The sequence below is a fragment of the Corynebacterium sp. H78 genome, from assembly GCF_037572275.1.
GTDB lineage: Bacteria > Actinomycetota > Actinomycetes > Mycobacteriales > Mycobacteriaceae > Corynebacterium.
This window is the reverse complement of record NZ_JBBHKX010000002.1, coordinates 571,767-593,551: the sequence shown is the minus strand read 5'-3', so window position 1 is coordinate 593,551 and position 21,785 is coordinate 571,767. Positions and strand designations below refer to the sequence as shown.

General features: G+C 56.7%; 21 protein-coding genes. 10 read left to right on the top strand and 11 right to left on the bottom strand.

Translation table 11 applies throughout. From position 1 onward, the window contains the following. Positions 1-42: 42 nt before the first annotated feature. From WG934_RS03870 to WG934_RS03855, 4 genes are read left to right on the top strand one after another with little or no spacing between them, the layout of a single operon-like run. Positions 43-1,383 (top strand): magnesium transporter MgtE N-terminal domain-containing protein, encoded by a 1,341-nt coding sequence (locus tag WG934_RS03870; RefSeq protein WP_339988771.1) that lies wholly within the window; start codon positions 43-45, stop codon positions 1,381-1,383. After that, on the top strand, positions 1,380-1,970 hold the full coding sequence (locus tag WG934_RS03865) for a DUF1003 domain-containing protein (RefSeq protein ID WP_339988770.1): 591 nt from the start codon (positions 1,380-1,382) through the stop codon (positions 1,968-1,970). Before WG934_RS03870 ends, WG934_RS03865 begins: the two co-directional genes overlap by 4 nt. Before the next feature lie 12 nt (positions 1,971-1,982). Further along, complete coding sequence (locus WG934_RS03860; protein ID WP_339988769.1) at positions 1,983-3,122, top strand: Mrp/NBP35 family ATP-binding protein; 1,140 nt, start codon at positions 1,983-1,985, stop codon at positions 3,120-3,122. 21 nt (positions 3,123-3,143) lie between these two features. Next, entirely contained in the window at positions 3,144-4,223 is a 1,080-nt protein-coding gene (locus tag WG934_RS03855; RefSeq protein WP_339988768.1) for a nitronate monooxygenase, read from the top strand. A 37-nt stretch (positions 4,224-4,260) separates the two neighbouring features. Here WG934_RS03855 and tatB read toward each other — a convergent pair whose 3' ends face one another. The 4 genes from tatB to sigE all read right to left on the bottom strand — a co-directional run bounded on the left by tatB (position 4,261) and on the right by sigE (position 7,175). After that, positions 4,261-4,788, bottom strand: coding sequence for a Sec-independent protein translocase protein TatB (tatB, locus tag WG934_RS03850; protein ID WP_339988767.1), 528 nt, complete (start codon positions 4,786-4,788; stop codon positions 4,261-4,263). Between the two features lie 78 nt (positions 4,789-4,866). Next, on the bottom strand, positions 4,867-6,168 hold the full coding sequence (locus WG934_RS03845; RefSeq protein WP_339988765.1) for a S1C family serine protease: 1,302 nt from the start codon (positions 6,166-6,168) through the stop codon (positions 4,867-4,869). Next, positions 6,165-6,536, bottom strand: a complete 372-nt coding sequence (locus tag WG934_RS03840) for an anti-sigma factor family protein (protein ID WP_339977770.1) — start codon at positions 6,534-6,536, stop codon at positions 6,165-6,167. The genes WG934_RS03845 and WG934_RS03840 overlap by 4 nt, the downstream gene beginning before the upstream one ends. 33 nt (positions 6,537-6,569) lie before the next feature. Beyond that, a complete protein-coding gene (sigE, locus tag WG934_RS03835; RefSeq protein WP_339988764.1) occupies positions 6,570-7,175 on the bottom strand; it encodes an RNA polymerase sigma factor SigE in 606 nt (201 codons plus the stop codon). Positions 7,176-7,331: 156 nt separating this feature from the next. Between sigE and WG934_RS03830 the strand changes: the two genes are divergently transcribed. Further along, positions 7,332-8,006 carry an O-methyltransferase gene (locus WG934_RS03830; protein ID WP_339988763.1) on the top strand — a complete coding sequence of 225 codons (675 nt, stop codon included), beginning with the start codon at positions 7,332-7,334 and terminating at the stop codon, positions 8,004-8,006. Positions 8,007-8,114: 108 nt separating this feature from the next. Here the strand turns inward: WG934_RS03830 and glgC are convergent, their stop codons facing one another. Next, positions 8,115-9,332 carry a glucose-1-phosphate adenylyltransferase gene (glgC, locus tag WG934_RS03825; protein WP_339977764.1) on the bottom strand — a complete coding sequence of 406 codons (1,218 nt, stop codon included), beginning with the start codon at positions 9,330-9,332 and terminating at the stop codon, positions 8,115-8,117. A 101-nt stretch (positions 9,333-9,433) separates the two neighbouring features. Here glgC and glgA point away from each other — a divergent pair, with 101 nt between their 5' ends. Beyond that, complete coding sequence (gene glgA / locus WG934_RS03820; RefSeq protein ID WP_339988762.1) at positions 9,434-10,630, top strand: glycogen synthase; 1,197 nt, start codon at positions 9,434-9,436, stop codon at positions 10,628-10,630. A 132-nt stretch (positions 10,631-10,762) separates the two neighbouring features. Further along, positions 10,763-11,446 (top strand): acetolactate decarboxylase, encoded by a 684-nt coding sequence (gene budA / locus WG934_RS03815; protein ID WP_445228203.1) that lies wholly within the window; start codon positions 10,763-10,765, stop codon positions 11,444-11,446. On the opposite strand, the gene WG934_RS03810 is transcribed toward budA, so the two are convergent. From WG934_RS03810 to WG934_RS03790, 5 genes are all read right to left on the bottom strand, one after another. Then, positions 11,443-12,318 carry a methyltransferase domain-containing protein gene (locus WG934_RS03810; RefSeq protein ID WP_339978807.1) on the bottom strand — a complete coding sequence of 292 codons (876 nt, stop codon included), beginning with the start codon at positions 12,316-12,318 and terminating at the stop codon, positions 11,443-11,445. The two genes, budA and WG934_RS03810, sit on opposite strands and share 4 nt — an antisense overlap. A 158-nt stretch (positions 12,319-12,476) precedes the next feature. After that, positions 12,477-12,644 carry a DUF3117 domain-containing protein gene (locus tag WG934_RS03805; protein ID WP_339977758.1) on the bottom strand — a complete coding sequence of 56 codons (168 nt, stop codon included), beginning with the start codon at positions 12,642-12,644 and terminating at the stop codon, positions 12,477-12,479. 203 nt (positions 12,645-12,847) lie between these two features. Further along, positions 12,848-13,660 (bottom strand): dihydropteroate synthase, encoded by an 813-nt coding sequence (gene folP / locus WG934_RS03800; RefSeq protein WP_339977756.1) that lies wholly within the window; start codon positions 13,658-13,660, stop codon positions 12,848-12,850. A 47-nt stretch (positions 13,661-13,707) separates the two neighbouring features. After that, positions 13,708-14,484, bottom strand: coding sequence for an LOG family protein (locus WG934_RS03795; protein ID WP_339977754.1), 777 nt, complete (start codon positions 14,482-14,484; stop codon positions 13,708-13,710). 66 nt (positions 14,485-14,550) lie between these two features. Continuing rightward, positions 14,551-15,444, bottom strand: a complete 894-nt coding sequence (locus tag WG934_RS03790; protein ID WP_339977752.1) for a hypothetical protein — start codon at positions 15,442-15,444, stop codon at positions 14,551-14,553. 75 nt (positions 15,445-15,519) lie between these two features. On the opposite strand from WG934_RS03790, the gene WG934_RS03785 reads away from it, so the two are divergent. Both WG934_RS03785 and WG934_RS03780 read left to right on the top strand, forming a co-directional pair. Further along, entirely contained in the window at positions 15,520-16,461 is a 942-nt protein-coding gene (locus WG934_RS03785; RefSeq protein WP_339977750.1) for a DapH/DapD/GlmU-related protein, read from the top strand. Positions 16,462-16,510: 49 nt separating this feature from the next. After that, positions 16,511-17,941 carry an amino acid permease gene (locus tag WG934_RS03780; RefSeq protein WP_339977748.1) on the top strand — a complete coding sequence of 477 codons (1,431 nt, stop codon included), beginning with the start codon at positions 16,511-16,513 and terminating at the stop codon, positions 17,939-17,941. Positions 17,942-18,041: 100 nt separating this feature from the next. On the opposite strand, the gene WG934_RS03775 is transcribed toward WG934_RS03780, so the two are convergent. Then, positions 18,042-19,469, bottom strand: coding sequence for a helix-turn-helix domain-containing protein (locus tag WG934_RS03775; protein WP_339988760.1), 1,428 nt, complete (start codon positions 19,467-19,469; stop codon positions 18,042-18,044). A 232-nt stretch (positions 19,470-19,701) separates the two neighbouring features. On the opposite strand from WG934_RS03775, the gene WG934_RS03770 reads away from it, so the two are divergent. Beyond that, the gene (locus WG934_RS03770) at positions 19,702-21,768 is read left to right on the top strand and encodes a hydantoinase/oxoprolinase family protein (RefSeq protein ID WP_339988759.1); all 2,067 of its coding nucleotides are present in this window, start codon (positions 19,702-19,704) and stop codon (positions 21,766-21,768) included. Positions 21,769-21,785: the final 17 nt, after the last annotated feature.

Sequence of the window (21,785 nt, the reverse complement as noted above, 5' to 3'; positions counted from 1 at the left end):
TTGACTCACAGTCTTGTTCCCTCATTTGTATTCTTATCTATTATGAGTGGAATTCAGCGCGTGTATGCGGGTCGTTTGGTGGGCATGCAGGTCCGAAACCCCGATGGTGATTCCATTGGTCGTGTTCGTGACATCGTCGTTCGCTTGCGGCCTTCTGGTGCATCGTCGTTGGCATTGGGCCTCGTCGTTGAGATCACCGATAAGCGACGCCTGTTCATTCCTATGGGGCGGTGTGTCGTCGAGCCACGGGAAATCCTCATGGTTTCCGGTCAGATCTCCATGCGCCAGTTCAAAACGCGCCCGGGTGAGTCCACCATCATTGGCGATATCGTCGGAACGAAAGTGCAGATCGATGATCCGGATCTGGAGAAGCTCCACGGTGTTCCACAAGAGGTAACGGATATCGAATTGGAGCGGAACCGCACCCGAGACTGGGTGTTGACACGTGTTGCTGTATTGGGGCCGAAGCGTGGCTGGAGTGGCCGTCGTGAAGTAAACGTTGCGCCATGGAATCACGTGCATGGATTGGGGGTCAGCACCTCCCCGCTGGATTCAGACGCCGAGATTATCGCCGAATTCCATGAAATGCGTCCGGCCGACGTCGCGCATGCGATCTCATCGATGCCGACGGAAAGGCGCCGTCGTATCGCCGAAGCTCTTGCCGACGAACTGCTCGCCGACATTATTCAGGAGCTTCCAGACGAAGATCAGACAGAAGTGCTCGAAGACATGAATCTTGAGCGTGCAGCCGACATTCTGGAGGAAATGGATCCAGACGATGCTGCCGACTTACTCGGTGAGCTCGATGAAAACCGCGCCGACGTGTTGCTTGATTTGATGGCTCCTGAAGAGTCTCAGGCGCTACGCCGCTTGATGGTGTTCGAACCAGATACTGTCGGCGGTTTGATGACATCCGATCCACTAATTCTGCAGCCCAACTCAACAGTTGCTGAGGCGCTGGCCCGAGCGCGTGATCCCGAGCTGCCGACGTCATTGGCTTCGATGGTGTTTGTGGTCCGCCCACCCACGGCGATTCCGACTGGCAAGTACCTAGGCTGTGTCCACTTGCAGAAACTCTTGCGCGAACCGCCATCCACGCAGATCGGTGGCATCTTGGATCCAGATCTGCCACGCTTGTTCGCTGAGGACAGCGACGAGACTGCTGCACGCTACTTTGCTACCTATAACCTGGTGTGTGGTCCAGTCGTTGACAGCGAAGGCCATTTGCTGGGCGCACTCGCTGTCGATGACTTGCTTGATCATTTGCTGCCCGAAGATTGGCGTGAGCATGGCATTCGTCCCGATGGAACTCCACCGTCTGAAAGCACGCAGTCGACCAATCCACAGTCGAGAAATCCACGTACCAACGGAGGTGTGTCGTGAGCTCGATTGATCGTGATCGCAGTGACCGCCGAAATGAGTTGGTCACCCCAGTTACCGAGCGTCGGCGCAATATCGTCAACTTCGATGGTGACCGCGTTGGCGAAGTCGCTGAGAATATTGCTCGTTTCTTGGGAACGGGTAAGTATCTGGCATATCAGACGATTTTCGTCATCATCTGGGTATTGCTGAATATCGGAGGCATGAAGTGGAACTGGGATCCTTATCCATTCATTCTGCTCAACCTTGCATTCTCAACCCAGGCCGCTTACGCCGCTCCGCTTATTCTGTTGGCCCAGAATCGCCAGGAGGATCGCGACCGTGCTGCTATCGCGGAAGACCGTCGTCGATCGGAAGAAACCAAGGCTGACACCGAGTTCTTGGCACGGGAAATTGCCGGCGTGCGCGCAGTAGTCGGCGACGCAGTGACTCGTGACTATCTACGCCGAGAGCTGGAGGATGTCACGAACGCTTTGGAACGCATTGAGGCCAAGTTGTACCAATCGCAGCCGCATCCAGAATCCCATCATGACCTACCCCATAGCCCACATCACCGGCCTGAGGGCAACGGTACTCAGGCGGAAACGTAGAATCGACAATTGATGAGTACACAAATTACTGAAGCACAAGTCCGCACCGCGTTGGCGCAGGTTGAGGACCCCGAAGTTCGTCGCCCAATCACCGAGATTGGCATGGTGAAGTCCATTGATATTTCCGATAGCAATGACGTAGCCGTCGAAGTTTATTTGACTATCGCTGCTTGCCCGATGCGCAACGTCATCGTTGAACGTACAGAAGAAGCGGTTAAGGGCATTGACGGTGTCGGTACCGTCAGCGTTACGACGGACGTCATGAACGACGAACAGCGGCGCGAGTTCCGCAATGCCGTGCGTGGTTCGACATCTGAGCCTGTTATTCCATTTGCCCAGCCTGATTCGCGTACGCGCGTATACGCTGTTGCTTCCGGTAAGGGTGGCGTTGGCAAGTCGTCTGTGACGGTGAACCTGGCTGCTGCCTTGGCAGCGAAGGGTCTTGCTGTCGGTGTTCTCGACGCCGATGTTTATGGTCACTCTGTCCCCCACATGATGGGTTCGACTGACAAGCCGCATCAGGTCGATGACATGATTATGCCTCCACAGGCTCATGGCGTATCTCTGATCTCTATCGGACACTTTGTCGATGACAACGCTCCTGTTGTGTGGCGTGGTCCGATGCTGCACCGCGCGATTCAGCAGTTCCTTGCTGACGTGTTCTGGGGCGACTTAGACGTATTGCTCTTCGACTTGCCACCAGGAACGGGCGACATTGCTATTTCCGTGTCGCAGTTGGTACCGAACGCTGAGCTTCTCATCGTCACCACCCCGCAAATGGCTGCAGCTGAAGTTGCCGAGCGTGCCGGCACGATTTCTCTCCAGACTCGCCAGCGTATCGCCGGTGTCATTGAGAACATGAGCTGGATGGAAATGCCAGACGGTTCGAAGATGGATGTTTTCGGCTCTGGTGGTGGCCAGACTGTAGCTACTCGACTCACCCAGCTGACGGGCGCAAACGTGCCGTTGTTGGGCCAGATTCCATTGGATACCCGCCTGCGTGAGGGCGGCGACGAAGGCACCCCTATTGCCCTGTCGTTGCCAGAGTCCGGCGCTGGTAAGGCGTTGAACGATATCGCTGAGAAGCTTGTAGTTCGTCGCGAGTCGCTTGCTGGCAAGTCCCTGGGACTTGGCGTTACCCCTAAAAACTAGTCCATTAGTAAGGCATCAATCATGACCCTCCTGCCCGTAACCGCTCCCATCGCTGTAGCGCCTATGGCTGGAGGTCCATCAACCCCTGAGCTTGCAGCCGCAGTTTCCGCCGCAGGTGGCCTCGGCATGCTTGCTGCAGGCTATCTGACGGCTGATGCCATGGCAGCCCAGATCACCGCTACTCAGCAGCTGTTGAGTGCCGTCGACTCTGACACCGCCCTGCCTTTTGGCATCAACCTCTTCGTTCCCGAGACAGAGTCCGATCCGCGGGATCCCGCTGACCACGAAGCGTGGGAAGTTTATCGAAACCTCCTCCACCGAGATTTTCCAGATGTCGGACTCCCCTACGAACCTCGCTGGTCTGACGACGATTGGCAAGCCAAGCTCCGCCTCCTCACCACGGACCTACACGTCCCATTTGTGTCATTCACGTTTGGGTTGCCTCGCCTCGACGTCGTAAAGCAGCTGCAAGAACGCGGTACTGCTGTAGGCGTGACGGTAACCAACGTTGCCGATGCGCAGGCTGCCCTGGAATTGGGTGTCGATGTGCTTATTGCTCAGGGCATCGAGGCAGGAGGACACCAGTCCACGTTTACAACGGCTGAGCCTGCTCCTACGCATTCGATTCGAGAGCTACTCGATAAATTGCGCCCGGTGCTGTCGAACGCTGCGAAGCCCGACACTGAGGTTACTGTCATCGCAGCGGGTGGTGTTGCGGGTCCACATGATGTCGATGAGCTCATTGCTGCAGGTGCCGACATTGTTCAGGTTGGCACGCTGTTCTTGACGACGGACGAGGCGGGCACCAAACCCGTACACAAGGCAGCGTTGCTGTCTGGTGAATTCGAGGACACTGTTCTCACTCGTGCTTTTTCGGGTCGGCTCGCCAGGTCATTGGTCAATCAATTCACGAAGGAATTCACTGCTGTCGCACCCGCGGTATACCCACAGGTGCACTATTTGACCTCACCAATTCGCACTGCCCCTGCGGAAAACAACAGCCCCGAAGCCCTCAATTTGTGGGCCGGGACTGGATTTGTCAACTGCCAGGAACTCCCTGCAGGAGTCCTTGTTCGCTGGTTGGCATCGAAAGCTCACTGAACACCGCGCTCAAGCTGACGTGGGGTTCAGCGCTGCTTTAAAGGACGTCGTCGTCGACCCAGCTGGTCTGCTGTGGTTGCTCCGCAGGAGCTGCGTCACTCGGATTCCTTGAGCTTGCTGGCGCAGAATGTTGCACTTCAGGGGCGGTCTGCGCTGGTCGTGCCACCGCAGCGGGAGAGACGGCGGGCGCTTGACCAGCCGAGGTCGTCCCTGTCTGTCCGGCCGCACCGGCTCCCCTGGCTTCACTGGCATCTCCCCCAGCGGCTGGTTTGCCGGAGAGCAAGTCAAGATACGTATCGTCGCCGTCGAAAAGCGTGCGCGTAATTGCGGTGCGTGGATTCAGACTACGCAGCTGACCGATGTCCTCGAGGGGCTTGCGGAGCTCATCAAAGTCCTCACCAAATTCACCAGCGAGGCTCTGTTTGGCATCGTCAATAGCGGTGCGAGCAGCGAGAATCATCGCACGCACATCCGCGATGAGCTTCGGCAGTCGCTCAGGCCCAATCAGAACTAGGCCGACGATGAAAAGTACGAGGATTTCTCCCCAGCCAACATTGGTGAACACGTGTATCAACCTTAGTCAACGGCACATCGTCTCGCACAGATAGGTACGACACGGCGTGCGCCCAATCAAACACTTGCTTTACGACGGAGTCACCGTCAACTCGACACGCTGCCCTTCACGAACAACCGTGACGGGCAAAGCTTCCCCTGGCTTCGCCAATGCAGCAGACCAAATTGCCACTGTCAGCTCATCGGCAGACTCAACAGCGCGATCTCCGACGGCGGTCACGACATCGCCCTCCATGATTCCGGCTTGCTCGGCAGGCCCTCCGGCAGCGACGGTAGCGATTTCAGCGCCGGCAAGAGTGCCGTTGATGGCGGTGCGCGTCGTCACGCCAATTGAGGGGTGGTGTGGCTGCTCCCCTGCAATGAGCTGCTCTGCGATGCTCTTTGCCGTATTCATCGGGATAGCAAAACCCAATCCCTGCGAACCGCCGGATACCGAGAAAATGACGGTGTTAATACCAATCACCGCACCTCGCATATCCACTAACGGACCACCCGAGTTTCCTGGGTTAATGGAAGCGTCAGTTTGGATTGCATCGGCGACACCGTCGGTATCGGTGCCTTCGCCGGACAACTTCACCGGGCGCTGGAGCGCCGAGACGATGCCCTGGGTAACTGTGCCCTGCAACCCTTGCGGTGATCCCATGGCTACAACGCCGTCACCAACTTTCACTGCATCAGAATCGGCGAGCTGGGCGACTTTCAACCCGGTTACGTTTTCTACTTTCACGACAGCCAGATCCGTCATGGTGTCTCGGCCGACGAGCGTCGCATCCACCTGGCGCGTTTCGCCACCCTCACTGAACTGAACCTTGATCTCTGCGTCAGTTTTGTCGGCAGCAATTGAAACCACGTGATTGTTTGTCAGGATGTATCCGGCACCGTCGATGACCACACCCGATCCCACGCCCGACATTTCGCCGGCACCCACAGAAATCGACACCACAGCGGGCCGGATAGTCTCGGCAACCTCACCAATCGCCGTCAGATCTGTACCACCAGCACGACCATCGACCTGCCGAAGCTCAACAGCCTCGTAGCTCGCGCGCGTCGTCTTCCCTGCCCAACCACCGATAAAACCGCCAACACCGCCGATAGCAAGAACCACTGCCGAAGCAAGCGCTACCGATCGCCACGGCACGATACGGCCAAAAAGAGCTTCCCGTATATCAACTTTCGGGATCGGTCGCACCGGATCTTCCTCACGCGCCCCGGCCTGCTTCGCCGGTGCACCGCTGATCATCTGCGCGGAATCGTCGTGCCACGGGGAGTATGTGCTTGTCGACGATTCGTCGTCACGCGTGAGCTGTGATTCAGGGATGGGTGGGCGTTGAAGGCCACCAGCTTCGCCTGGTTGAGGGGCGAATCGGTTCACTGCCCGGTTCTCGCTTTACGTAGATTGCGCAGCACAGATTCGACTGCTGCGACTAGGGACTCTGGACGTCGATGAGCAAGGTTGCGGGCATCAGGAACATCCGAAGGAACTGTCGATTCAGACAGAGATGCCAGCCGTGCGCGTAGATCGGATGGTATGTGGAACTCGCCCGAGTCGCGGAGACGCTGAGCTGCCTGGCGTTGCCGAGCTACTTCCCTGCGACACTCAGGGCAAGCCAGTAGATGCTGCATAGCGCGCTTATGAGCAGCCGGCATCAATTCACCGTCGACGAACGCGGCGACTGCCTCCGTGCACAGATGATCAGTGGACGCGAACTGCTCCGATGAGCGGTAATCAGACAAACCCATACCTCCTTGTGCCCACCATAGTCCCAGAGGGAATCAGTATGCAGGAGCGACGGAACGCTTGTTCTTCTCTACCTTCTCCAACGATGCGCGCAACTGAGTACGGGCTCGGTGAATACGGGAACGTACCGTCCCCATCTTGATGCCGAGTGTGTCCGCAATTTCTTCATAGGACAAACCCACGACATCACACAGCACAACGACTGCGCGGTAGTCCGGCTGTAGCTCGTTCAAAGCGAACTCGAGATCTGCATCGAGATTCGAATCAACGAATACCTGCTCTGGAGTTGGCTCATTGCCTGGAACTCGCTCGTAGTTCTCCGGCAGTGCCTCCATGCGGATCGTCTGCCGGTGCCGCACCATGTCCAAAAACAAGTTAGTGGTAATTCGATGCAACCAGCCCTCAAACGTTCCTGGCTGGTACCGCTTCAACGAACGGAACACTCGAATAAACGTTTCCTGCGTTAGATCTTCTGCATCATGCGGATTGCCACTGAGCCGGTATGCCAACGAATACACACTGCCTGCATGCTGCTCGACCAATTCGGACCACGTTGGCATATCACCCACGCCAGCATCGAACGCAGCCGTGCCACTAAGGGCTACGTCTGCCGTTTCAGGTGCGGTTCCGTGAGTTGTCATGAAGAACATTGTTCCTTATCAGTCTGGGCTCTGATTGACCTTATCCTGATAAACCGTTGAGAGTACAAAATACATTTGGTAACACTGGCCCCAACCTGCAGCGTTTTCGGGCGTGCCATGCCTGGACAGGTGCTTTTTCTTCTATGCTTCAAGATTGTGACTGAATCCACTTCTTCGAATGCCCCATTTTCCGCACTGGACGCAATTCGCAACCACATCAATTCCACAACTATTGCCGACGAGGCGCTAGTTGCTGCTCGTGATGATGCCGCCGAATTCGGCCTCAGCACCCCTGACGATGTAAGTGGCTCCGTGCTCACCATGCTCATGACGTTGGCAACCGCTCGTCGGACCACCAACGCAGCCGCTGTTGCAGCAACTCCTGCTGCTGGTGTTGTGGGCCTACACTTGATCGCCGGAATGCCAAACGGTGGCCAGCTGACGTGCATCGACCCAGAGATCGAGCACCAGAAGTTGGCTCGTGACGCATTCAAGCGGGCGGGCGCTGTGGCGTCTCGTCACCGCTTCCTGCCATCGCATCCACGAGAAGTCCTCGGTCGTCTGGCTCTTGATGCCTACGACTTGGTCTATATCAATGCGGAACCAACCGATGTCATTGCAATTCAGGAGTTAGCGTGGCCTCTGCTGCGTTCCGGCGGTGTGCTTGTTTTTACGGGAGTACTTCTCGACGGCACGGTGGCCGACGATACTCGTACTGACCGCGATACCGTGGCAGCGCGTGAGGCAGAGAAGCATCTTCTCGCTATTGAGGATGCCACCATCGCGCGCCTGCCTATCGGTGCTGGCACTATCGTGTTGGTGAAGAACTAGAGAACGCGCTGCCGACTGTGGTGCGTTAGTTCAGCACCATTGCTAGACAAAAAATGAGGCTGCCCGGAAATGATTCCGGTCAGCCTCATTTTGTTGATGTGGAAGCTATTAAATAACTTCACCCTTGCCAACGGCGACGACTCCGCCAGCGGAAACCTTGAAGCGTTCAGCATCTGCTTCTGGATCGACGCCAATGATTGCACCATCGGAGACGACAACGTTCTTGTCCAGAATTGCGTGGCGAACAACTGCACCACGGCCGACGCGGACACCCGGGAACAGAACTGAGCCTTCGACAGTTGCGCCATCTTCGACGATGACGTTCGTGCTCAGAACTGAATTGCGGACAGTGCCACCGGAGACAATGGTTCCGGCACCAACCATCGAAGCCTGGGCGATGCCGCCCTGGACGAACTTGGCTGGTGGCAGGTTCTCCTCAGAGAACGTGTGGATTGGCCACTTCTTGTTGTACAGGTTGAACACAGGCAGAACTGAGATCAGATCCATGTTCGCTTCGTAGAAAGCGTCGATGGTACCGACGTCACGCCAGTAGCCCTTGTCTCGCTCTGTCTCGCCTGGAACGAAGTTGTCCTTGAAGTCGTAGACGTAAGCTTCGCCTTCATCGACCAACATTGGGATGATATCTCCACCCATGTCATGGTCAGACTCTTCGTTTTCGGAGTCACGCTTAATAGCGTCAATGAGTGCGGACGTGGTGAACACGTAGTTACCCATCGAGGCGAAAGTAGCGTCTGGGTCATCCGGGGTGCCCGGAGGATCCGCTGGCTTCTCCAGGAAGCTGGTGATTCGATTGTTGTCATCAGCATCGATGCAACCGAATGCGTGAGCTTCCTTGCGTGGCACGCGAATACCTGCGACAGTCACACCTGCGCCAGACTCGATGTGTGCCTGGACCATCTGCTCTGGGTCCATGCGGTACACATGGTCAGCACCGAAAACGATGACGTACTCAGGATCCTCGTCGTAGACAAGGTTAAGGGACTGCAGAATTGCGTCTGCCGATCCGGTGAACCAGCGCTTGCCCAGTCGCTGCTGCGCCGGCACAGGGGTGACGTACTGGCCGGTGATGCCGGACAGCTGCCATGCCTGAGAAATGTGGCGGTCGAGCGAATGGGACTTGTACTGGGTCAGCACACAGATTTTCACATAACCTGCGTTAACCAGATTCGACAGCACAAAGTCGATGAGCCGGTAGCTTCCTCCGAAAGGAACGGCGGGCTTTGCGCGATCCTCCGTCAGTGGGAAAAGGCGCTTGCCCTCGCCGCCGGCGAGAACGATGGACAGAACATGTGGTTGACTCCTCACGTCTTCCAACCTATATGTGTTTTCCATCTCGTGCTGGAAAAGCTGTTACCCCCGAAACCACTCCCCACCCTGATTCGTAATTTGGCGATACTCTGGGATGTATGCGAGTTGCGATGATGACCCGAGAGTATCCACCAGAGATTTACGGCGGCGCTGGCGTGCACGTGACGGAGTTGACCCGCTTCATGCGCGAGGTTGACGGAGTCAGTGTTGATGTCCATTGCATGGGCGGTCCGCGAGACGAAAAGGACTGTTATGTCCACGGCGTTGACCCCGAATTGGCTGACGCTAACAGCGCAATCAAGACCCTATCCACCGGCTTGCGCATGGCTCATGCTGCGGCTGAAACTGACATCCAGGTTGTACACTCCCATACCTGGTACTCCGGCCTCGGTGGCCACCTCACCGGCAAGCTGAAGGGCATTCCACATGTCGCTACGGCGCACTCCCTTGAGCCGCACCGCCCATGGAAGCGCGAGCAGCTGGGTGGCGGCTACGACGTATCAAGCTGGTCTGAGAAGAACACCATGGAGTACGCAGATGCCGTGATTGCTGTGTCTGCACGTATGAAGGATGCAATTCTCGATGCGTACCCACGCATTGAACCAGATAACGTACACGTTGTGCTCAATGGCATCGACACCGAGTTGTGGTACCCACGCCCAACCTGGGAAGAGTCGAAGGAAGCCAATGGCTGGTCCGTTTTGGACGAGCTGGGCGTGGACCCGAAGCGTCCAATGGTCGCTTTCGTAGGTCGCATTACCCGCCAGAAGGGTGTCGCTCACCTCATCAAGGCTGCCTCCATGTTCGATGAGGACGTACAGATGGTCCTCTGCGCTGGCGCACCTGACACTCCAGAGATCGCTGCTGAAACTGAGCAGCTGGTCAGCGACCTGCAGCAGAAGCGCGACGGAATCTTCTGGGTAAAGGACATGCTGCCAAAGGAGAAGATCCAGGAGATCCTCACCGCTGCTGATTCCTTCGTGTGTCCTTCCATTTACGAGCCACTGGGCATCGTAAACCTGGAAGCCATGGCCTGTGGCACTGCAGTTGTTGCCTCCGACGTAGGCGGTATTCCTGAGGTTGTCGTTGATGGCGAGACCGGCACCCTGGTTCACTACAACGAAAGCGATCCAGAGGGCTTCGAGCGTGACATCGCTGAAGCCGTGAACAAGATGGTGTCCGACCGCGACGCTGCCAAGCAGTACGGCGAAGCTGGAAAGAAGCGCGCAGTTGACGTCTTCAGCTGGGCAACCATTGCTGAGCAGACCGTCGACGTTTACAAGTCGTTGATGTAGTTCCGTAATATTTCCGCATATGGCGAGGTTCCCAACCAGGAACCTCGCCTTTTGCATTCAACTAACGTGGGAACCGTGACTACCCCAGATGATCTTCCAACAGTTCGACATACGTTCTTCCAGAATTCACTGATGTCCGCTCTTCTCGACGGCATCTACGACGGCGAAATGACTATCGGTGAAATTCTGGGGCACGGCAATTTCGGCATCGGCACCTTCGACGGCCTAGACGGCGAAATGGTCATTCTCGACGGCGTGTGCTGGCAGCTTCGCGGCGACGGCTCGGCATCTCGCGCGACGATGGATCAACGCAGCCCCTACACCGTTGTCACCAACTTTGTTCCGCACATTGTCCGTCAAGCACCACAGAACATCGTGCGTAAAGACATCACGCCGATCATCGATCGCATGGTGCCTAGCCAGAACTTTATGTACGCACTGCGAATTACGGGTGAGTTTGAATGGGTGAAGACTCGCACCGTCGTAAAGCAGCAGAAGCCTTACCCAAAAATGGTCGAGGCAACGGAATCTGATGCTTCCGTCGACTTCACAAATGTGCGTGGCACTATCGCGGGATTCCGCACGCCGGTCTACGAGAAGGGAATCTCGGTTCCGGGGTGCCACGTGCATTTTCTTGACGACGACCACACTGCAGGCGGCCACGTCCTGGATTTCAAGCTTCGCGAGGGAACCATTGAGCTATGCCCGGGAACGGATCTGCAACTACGTTTGCCACTGACGGTGGAGTTCTCGGACGCGGATCTGGCACCAGAAGATCTGGACGAACAGATCCACGCGACCGAAGTGAAAGACTAGCTCTGCGCCAAGCCCAGGCGCGTGATGTGGGCGCGGGCCGTGATGGTCATTTGCGTTGGTAGGGCTGCGATGCGCTCGGCAAGTACATCAGGGTGGATATGACGCGCAGAAGGGCTCATGCCTATCTGCGTAGTAATGGCTTCCTGATCCAAGATCATCTCGTATTCGACCAGTTCCGGCTCACCGACTGGCACGAGGTGACCTTCTGCCTGTGCAATCATCCGCTCAACCTTGCCCCGTTCCACATCGATGATGCCAAGTGGCGCACGGAGCTCGCTGAGGTGGCCCGGCGCGGCGGTCAGAACGACGACCTGACCGCCTGGTTTCAGTACTCGCGCAAACTCTTCTGCATTGCGTGGCGCGAAAATGACGGTGATGGCATCGATGGAGTTGTCGCGGATAGGCAAGCGTGCCCATGCGTCGGCGACTACGGCACCAACTCGCGGATGGCATTTGGCGAGGTGCTTTGCCGCGGGCACCGACACGTCGATGCCAACACCTCGAGAATTCTCCACTCCGTCGAGAGTGTGGGCCAAGTAGTAGCCGGTTCCTGCTCCGATTTCGAGGATGACAGGGCTGTCGTCGTCGCACACGTTCGCGTCGTCAAGAACATCTTGGACGTTGCCGGTCACTGCCTCAACGAAAGGTGCGTAGTGACCTCCCGACAGGAATTGCTCGCGAGCCTCAATCATCTTGGCATCGTCACCGGAGTAGCGCAGTCCAGCGCCTCCAGCGAGCGTGACATAACCCTGTTTTGCGACATCGTAGCTATGCCCTGAGGTGGACTTCAGCGTTGCCCAGTCGGCATCCCCACGCTCCAGATCTGAGCCGTCAATTGGATCTGCAAGCACGTCAATGATGTCGGCGAGCACCCTCATCACTCCTAAAACAAAATAGGGCCGTCGTAAAAGAATCGCGGTATGCACGCACACCGCATGGCACATCAGTGTACCGCCCTGTGGCGGACAACCAATTTGTGCCCTTACTCTTTTCGACGAGCCCTAGGTCTAGCGAGGATCAACCTCTTTGGCTAGATCCCTACCTTGGACAGCGCTGCTCCGAGCTCTGCTGCTTCTTCTGGGGTCATTTCGACCACGAGGCGTCCGCCACCATCGGCAGGAACGCGCATGACAATCTTCTTGCCTTCTTTAACCGCTTCCAGCGGGCCATCGCCTGTACGGGGCTTCATAGCTGCCATGTGGGCACTTCCTCTTCACTACTGTTTAGATGCCGTGGGACATCATGCCCCACGGCTGTGCTTTCCATAATATCCCTTTTTCCAGATTGGGTGTCCGGTATGCCATTGTTGGGTATCGCTTTGAACACGACCCAGCACAATAGAGCGAATAGTGGGATAAGCAGGAAATACGCAGCGGCGACGGCAATGCTCATACGCTCAGGCTACAAGAGCCCGCGGGACACTCGCATAGGCATCTCCTTGCCAGCGATGGCGCTGATCATGCGACAAACATCGACCGTGCCCGCTACTTGGTGTGCTCGAAACATGGCAACACCTCGCTGCGCAGCCCAAGCTGTTGCTGCGAAAGTTCCCGGAACGCGTTGGTCTACTGCACGCCCGACGGTTTCCCCGACAAAGTCCTTATTAGACAACGCCATCAGTACTGGCCACCCGGTAGCAACGAGGTCATCAACACGGCGGAGCAGTTCCAAGCTGTGATGAGTGTTCTTGCCAAAATCGTGGGTTGGATCAATCAGTACCTGCGATTCGGGCACGCCGGCAGCGACCGCCCGCTCCGCGAGTGCCGTCGTCTCGGCGATGACATCAGCCACGACATCGTCGTAATGCACGCGATAAGGGTTCGTACGTGGCTTCGCCCCTCCGGTGTGCGAGCATACGTACCCCACTCGATGCTGACCAGCGACTTCAACGAGCTCGGGATCGTGTCCAGACCAGGTGTCGTTGACCAGATTCGCCCCAGCTGCGATAGCGGCGGCTGCGACCTCTGATCTCCACGTGTCCACGCTGATGTACACGTCGGGATACTTTTCTCGCGCTGCAGCGATCGTTGGCACTACCCTGTCGATTTCCTCCGCAACAGACACGTAGTCGCCGATACCTGCTTTAACCCCGCCAATATCAATTACGTCAGCGCCTTGCTTTACGACGTCGTCGATACGCTCTAACGCAGCTTTCTCTGCAGCCGTTGCGCCACGATCGTAGAAGGAGTCGGGAGTTCGATTCACAATAGCCATCACCGCAGGACGTGGCGACGACTGAAAAGCACTTCTGACCATTCGGATTACGCGTGATCTGGCGTGTCGTCGCCGTGGGAGTGCGCTTCGATAATGTGCGCCATCGCTTCGTCGATGGAGTCGGTCACCAGCATCAACTGAGTGTCCTCCGGGGCGATCATGCCTTCCGATACAAGTCGCTCCTCGATCCACTCGACCAAACCCGACCAGAACTCGGTGCCCATGAGAATGATTGGGAACTTCACGACTTTGCCGGTTTGTACCATGCACAGCGCTTCGAAAAGTTCGTCGAGAGTACCGAATCCACCTGGCATGCATACGAATGCCTGCGAGTACTTCAAGAACATGGTCTTGCGTACGAAGAAGTACCGAAAGTTCATGCCCAAATCGACCCACTCGTTCAGAGACTGTTCGTGGGGCAATTCGATGCCAAGACCGATGGACAAACCATCCACGTCATAGGCGCCACGGTTCGGTGCCTCCATAAGGCCTGGACCACCACCGGTAATGCACGCATATCCGGCATCCGCAATAGCCTTTCCCAGCTCGTATGCCTGGTGGTAATACGGATGATCTTCTTTCACTCGCGCCGATCCAAAAACGGTGATCGCCTTGGGAATCTCTGCCAGCGCACCGAAACCATCGACGAACTCAGACTGAATACGAAGCACCCGCCACGTGTCGGTGTGTAGCCAATCAGTGTCTTTCTGAGGCGACAGCAGCCGGTGGTCAGTCGTCGACGACTGCGGCCCGGACTCTCGAACCATTAGTGGTCCACGAAGACGGCGCTGCTTTTCTGGAGATGGAGTGCGCGAAGGTGTCATAAGTGTCGAACATAATCGCTGCGCAGTTTCTCCGCAGAATAGATGTCATACTGCCCCACCCGTTAACTAGCGCAACAGTCTGCTCAACACGCGATCGTGCAAGTCTGCAGCCTTCCCATGCAGTGCATCGCCGTTCGCCGGTGCACCACCGGCCACAAACATCGCCAGCTCATGCGGTTCTGTAGGCGTGACGATTGTCGGCGCATCCTCAGGAGCATCGTCCAACTCATCACCGGAGCGCAGCAAGAACTCGCGCACTGTCACCCCTGCAGGTAGCTCCTGCTTGTCGACGACAACGCCTGCGGGCCACTGCGTATGTACAACAGCAACGCGGCTTCCGTAGAGAGCCACACTCGCGTATCCACCACCATCACCAGCAGAGATTGAAACCTCGTCATCTCGGTACGGAAGTCGTTCAATCACTGTTGCTCCGGGTAGCGGACGGCACAGCGCCAGCAACAGTCGTGCCTCTGCTCCGCGGACCTCCGAGGGATCAACTTCGCCAGTCACATCGAACGCCGGCTGCGGTCGGCGAGTAAACGACGCATCCAGCTGCGCAGCGAGACGCTCACCAAGTTCGTCACGTTCCCAGTTCGGTAGTGCATTGATTCGATCGTCGCGAAGCTGAAGCTTGCGTTGCCACAGCATTCGATAAATCATTCCCGAGGCCAGCGCTAATGCCCCGGCAAGCATGAGAAGCCGCGAGCCTACGCCGAAAATGCCAAAGAGAAGCAGCACCGCGACCGCAATCGCGCCAACAATGGTCCATGGGGCTTGTCCTGGCCGGATTGTGAATCCAATGGCGAACATTAAGAAAAACCCAATTGCGGCGAGGAACCACAATGCAGCATGGGTGAGCCACACCATATTGAGCACGGCGCCAGCTACACCGAGCAGCAGGCCAACGCCGACACCTATGGCAAGGATGATTTGTGCTCGCTGCAGCGCGGTACCAGACATACGACGGTTCTCCTGTAAGGGGTACGGACGGGACATAAATCGAAGCAAAAGTCCAGACCAGATAGTATCGAAAGCATGATGACCATTGGTGCTTCGGCTACGGGAATTGCCAATATCGCGATGGATGGGACGGTGCTCGATACCTGGTACCCATCCCCTGCTTTGGACGACAAAGTTCGGGAAAGTGGCACGCGACGCCTCGGTGCTCATGATCTTTCTCCACAGATGCTTCGTCAGGTTCTTCTCGACGAGGATCGTCGGGTCGAGCAAGTAGCGGTTCGAACTACCATCGCTGATTTGTCGAAGCCACCAATCGATCCCCACGATGCGTACTTGCGTCTGCACTTGCTGTCGCACCGCATTATCGAGCCACACACCATCAATATGGATGATGTCTTTGACTCGTTGAATATCGTTGCGTGGACGAATAAGGGTCCGGCCTTGCCCGACAATTTCGAGTCGATGCGTACGAATCTGCGCCAACGCGGTTTGATTCACGTGTATTCCATCGACCGTATGCCACGAATGGTGGACTACGTGTTGCCGTCGGGAGTACGAATCGGTGAAGCCGAACGTGTTCGGCTGGGCGCGTACTTGGCGCCGGGAACAACGGTACTTCGCGAAGGTTTCGTGTCATTCAACTCCGGTTCACTCGGTCCATGCAAGATCGAGGGACGCCTCTCATCCGGTGTGGTACTTGGCAGTGGCACCCACCTGGGTCTGGCAGGTACTGCGATCGCGCGGCAAGAAAAACGCGGTCGCCGTATTCCGCTACATATCGGTGAGCGATGCAAGATTGGCGTATCTGCGGGCGTCATTGGCGTCGATCTGGGCAATGACTGTGTGATCGAAAAGAACATTCTCATCGACTCCACAACTCCAATTGAGATTCTGGACGAGAATCGTCGCGTCACTGCATGGGAACTCGCTGGTCGAAACAATATGCATTTCTTCCAAGATCCCGATCACGCCGCTATTTGCATGCGCTTCGAAAATGGGGGTAACCCTGAGGGGTAGCTGAGAGTTACGTTTATGTGCCATTAACCCGGCTAGTAGTGTGAAAACCATGACTTCTACTTCACAAACTCCTGCTAGCGGGGGTGAAACTGAACTCGGAAAGGGCCTACAGGTCCGACATCTCACCATGATGGGTCTGGGTTCAGCCATTGGCGCTGGTCTATTCCTTGGAACGGGTGTTGGCATTCAAGCTGCTGGCCCTGGCGTTCTTATTTCCTACCTTGTTGCTGGTTTCGTCGTTGTTCTCGTGATGCAGATGCTTGGCGAGATGTCGGCAGCCCGACCAGCATCAGGATCTTTCTCGACCTACGCAGAAATGGCCTTCGGCCCATCTGCCGGCTTCATCTTGGGCTGGTTGTACTGGTTCATGTTGATCATGGTGCTGGGTGCAGAGATCACCGGCGCTGGTGCCATCATGGGTGCCTGGTGGGGAATTCCTGGATGGATCCCAGGTCTCGTCTGCGTAGTTTTCTTCGCTGTTGTGAACTTGGCTCAGGTCAAGGGCTTCGGCGAGTTCGAGTTCTGGTTCGCATTCATTAAGGTCGCCGTCATTGTTGCGTTCTTGATCGTCGGCGTGCTGCTCTTCTTCGGGCTGCTGCCAGGCACCACTTTCGTCGGCACCACGCACATTGCCGAATCTGGCTTCTTACCGAACGGCCCAGCCGGCATTGCGGCAGGCCTCCTCGCCGTTGCGTTTGCTTTCGGCGGCATTGAGATTGTGACGATTGCAGCTGCGGAATCTGACGATCCAAAGCGCTCCATTGCTGCCGCAGTTCGTTCTGTAATCTTCCGTATCTCGGTGTTTTACCTGGGCTGTGTTCTGGTCATTATTTTCTTGCTGCCATACGCACAGATTCAGGGTGCCGACAGCGCTGCAGAGTCGCCATTCACCTTGGTCCTACAGCAGGCAAACCTGCCGGGTGTTGTGGGCTTCATGGAAGTAATTATCGTGTTGGCCCTGCTCTCCGCGTTCAACGCACAGATCTACGCAACATCACGTCTTGTCTACTCCATGGCTAACCGTGGCGAAGCTCCTACCTTCTTCGCCCAGACCAACGATTCCGCAGTGCCTAGCCGCGCTGTCATCATGTCCATGGTCTTCGCATTCCTATCGCTCGGCATTCAGGTCGCGTTCGATGGTTCCTCAGTACTCGTCTTCTTGCTCAATGCCGTGGGTGGCTGCCTCTTGGTAATTTGGCTCGTCATCGCACTGTCGGAAATCAAATTGCGCCCACAGATGGAAGCAAAGGGCGAGCTCTCTGTACGCATGTGGGCTTTCCCTGTCCTGTCGTGGGTTGCCGTTCTACTCATCGTCGGTCTTGGCATCATGATGCTTTTCGACGAAGGTGCCCGCCAGCAGGTCATCGCTGTCCTCGCGGTCTGTGCGTTCCTCGGAATCATCGCAGCAGTGACGAAGGGGCCACGTTCGAAGGCTCGGGCCGCTCAGACTCCCGCCGCTGAAGGTGCTGTTCACCACTAGTCAGTCACTCTGATTTCGGCGAAGCTTTTTTAAACACGTACCGGCAGACATTCCGTTTCACCACGGGTGTCTGCCGGTTTTTTCGGCTTCCCCAACGGCATCACGAGCCGTCTAGTTGACGCCACAAGTGCCACATGACGATGTCCTCCCGGGTAATCCCCCGCTCGTCATACAACACGTCGAGCCTGTTGCGAACAGTATTCATATGGACGCCCATTCTCTTCGCTGTCGCCTTCACGACGAAGTTTTCTTCCATGAGCGCATTCGCCAACTGGTAGCCGTCGCCAAGCGAATCCAGGGCGGTGTCAGTCTTTCGGACGCATTGTGCCAGCGCTGCAGCATCCAACAACGCGGCGGCTTGGGCGAATGCTGCGCAATCATCGAAGGAACGAACTGTCTCGTGGGGAGTTTCTGAAAGCTGTGCGACTTTTGCCTGTCTCCACGCTTGTTGAGCTGTGCGCACTCGACCGAATGGCTGCGACATCCCCACGGGTTCCGGCAAGGCGGTTGCAATGGCGTCGTCGGCTAATCCTGATTCGACAACTGCCACGAGTCTTCCCTCCACCGGCGCAAGTAGCAACGGCGCAGATGATCGCGCTGCGGCTTCTGCTGCGGCTACTCCCACACCGGGTTCTGCAGCTTTGCGACGGTTTCCTGCAGCAATAATTCGATACTCGGCATCTCGTGAGAATCCTCGACTGACAAGGGCATTCACAAGTTCATCGATATCACCATCGCCGTAGATCAACGATGCGACGACGCTCGTTGCACGCATCGTCTCGGCCTGAGATAGCTGCCGTCTGGATTCTGTGGCGACGAGCAGGAGTTTCTGGGCAGCCAAGGCTACTGGATCGTGTGCCAAAGGCGGATCAGCAGCGCGCACACCGATGACAAACCATTTGCCGTCCCCCACTGCCCAGGCTCCGTCCCCAGCAGTAATGGGAATCGCAGTGACCGCCCAGCGACCAATGCGGGCGGAGTGCGTAGTCGGACGACGACCTCGCAGCACTCGAGCCAAGGTACGTGCTGGTAGCTGGCCAGTACTGGCGACCACGTCGCCGTCGATATTGGTCAGCAGCGCCGTGTTGTTGGTCAGGCGTGTGTATTCGGAAATGAGTTCCGCCTCGGGCTGCCGTGACATCAGCGCCGAACTAAGCCTGTCGATTGCCGTGAGCTTCCGCCACGAAGAAGTATCTCGGACCCGCTGCCCTAGAGCTGCGACCGCAGCATAGATCTCGGTGAGTGGCGTGCTCTCCGGCAGCTGCACCAAAGGAATGCCATGTCCCCCAGCTGCTGAAACCACTTCTGGCGGAACTGAATCGCCGTGCCACAACACCGCGCCAGCTGTTGTCAGCTGATGAATGGCTGCTGCTCCACGTGCGCGTTGCGCCCCGTCAACAATCACAAACCAGTCGGCGACCTCGCCATCACCGAGGCGACACATCGCGGTCATCGAACGATTGGTGTTTGTCTCCGTGACAAGACGCAATTCGGTGTGCGCGAGCAATACATCGCCGAGTGTGAACACGTCATCCTTTCGGTTCGCAAATACTTTTTGTGATCCGCATCATAATTTCACCTCAAAACTTTATGCCCTTCATTGTCGACTTTTGGACGAATGCCCAACTTTTCATGGAATCTTTGGACGAACTTCCATTGTCACTTTTCTGACTGCGTCCGATAGTTGAGCACAACTTCCGCCACGAGCGAGCAGTTCCCCCGAGATATTGATCCACGAACAAGGAAGAGGTGCCATTTCTATGGCCAGTTCAGACAAGCGATACCGCGTAGCTGTTGATGTCGGAGGCACTTTCACCGACGTCGCCATCGTGAATACAGAGACGAAGGAGCTGTCCGTCGCTAAAGTTCCATCGACTCCGGATGATCCGATGCGTGCCGTCATGAACGGCATCGGCCAGGCGAATGTCAGCTTGCCTGAAGTCGAAGTGCTGAGCCATGGCACGACCGTCGCAACGAATGCCCTGATTACCCGTAACTTCCCGCGGGCGGCCCTCGTCACCACCGAAGGGTTCCGGGACGTTCTTGAGATTCGTGATGGCACGAAGGACGAGCTTTGGGACGCCTACGAGGACGTGTCCGATCCGTACATTCGACGCCGAGACCGCTACGAAGTCAGTGAGCGTATCGACTACGACGGCACCGTCATCAAGTCTCTCGACGAAGAGCAGGCGCGTTCATTGGCGACGACACTGCGTCGCAAGAACGTCGAAACAGTCGCTATTTGTTTCCTCAACTCCCATGCAAATAGCATTCATGAGCAGCGCATGGCCGAGATCCTGCGCGAAGAACTTCCGGATGTCGCAGTGTCCACGTCCTGCGAAATCCTGCCTGAAATCTTCGAGTACGAGCGCTTCTCCACAGCAGTGTCCAATGCCGTTATCGCGCCCCTGGTATCCGGCTACGTTAACCGCTTGTCAGACCAGCTTGCCGACGGTGGTTATGAAGGCGACCTCCTGCTTCTGCACTCCGGTGGCGGTTCGATGACTCCGCAGATGGTGTCCAAGTACCCAGTGCGACTAGCTGCGTCGGGTATTGCTGCTGGTGCGATTGCAGTCCAAGACATCGCAACTCGCTGTGGGTACGAGAATGCGATTGGTCTGGAAATGGGTGGCACGTCGACCGATATTTCATTGGTGTATCAGGGCGGTATTCGTGTCACCAAGCAATGGCAGATTGAATACGGCTTCCCCATTACCTTCCCGTCCATCGAAGTTCTGACCATTGGCGCAGGCGGTGGCTCCCTCGCTTGGATCGACGATGCAGGTTCGTTGCGCAATGGCCCTCAGTCTGCAGGCGCCGACCCAGGCCCGGTCTGCTACCAGCGCGGTGGCACAGAAGCCACCAACACTGATGCGAATGTCACGCTTGGCCGCCTCGGTACCGACCTGATCGGTGGCGCCTTGAAGCTGGACATCGGTGCAGCGCGCGATGCCATCACGACGACCGTCGCAAAGCCATTGAATCTTGACCGCGAAGTGGCTGCAGAGAATGTCATTCAGGTTGCCAATGCGAATATGGCGGATGCGGTACGCCTGCTATCGATTCGCCGTGGCTACGACCCGCGTGATTTCGTCCTTGTTGTTGGTGGTGGCGCGGGAGCTTTGCATGGTGCGGAAGTAGCTCGAGAGCTGTCGATTCCTACAGTTGTTGTGCCTCCGCATCCAGGTGTTACCTCTGCACAGGGATGTTTGTTGGTCGACATTAGCCACGACATTTCGCAGATGTACCAGTCGGCAATTGAGGATGTCGACTCGGCAGACTTGAGAGCGAGCTATCGCGAGTTGCTGAAGGAAGGTCGCACCCGCCTTCACCACGAAGGAATCCCAGAAGATCGAATGAAGTTCGAGACCACGGCATCCATGCGATACCGCGGCCAGTGGCGTTCCCTCACGATCACGCTTCCCGACTCAGACAGCCCACTCGACGATGCCATCGCTCTCTTCCACGAAGAACATGAGCGTGAATACTCATTCTCCAAGCCTGATGCACCGGTAGAGCTGTACCAGATCGGCGTCACTGCTATCGGCCAGCTTGATAGCCCTCCATTCGCGCACTTTGAGGTCAAGGAGCAAGAAGCTCCGCAGGCACCGCGAACCCGTGATGTTCACTTCCTGTCCGCTGGAGGCTGGGTAGAAACTCCAATCTACGACCGCGACAAGCTCAATCCAGGTACCCGTGTCAGCGGCCCAGCCATCATCGATCAGTTCGATGCCACTACGGTCATTCCACCTGGAGATGTCGCAGAGATCGACGAGTGGGCCAATATCCGCATCCATATCGGCCAGGCCGAGCAGGCACAAAACTAAGGCATTCCGAGGAGAAA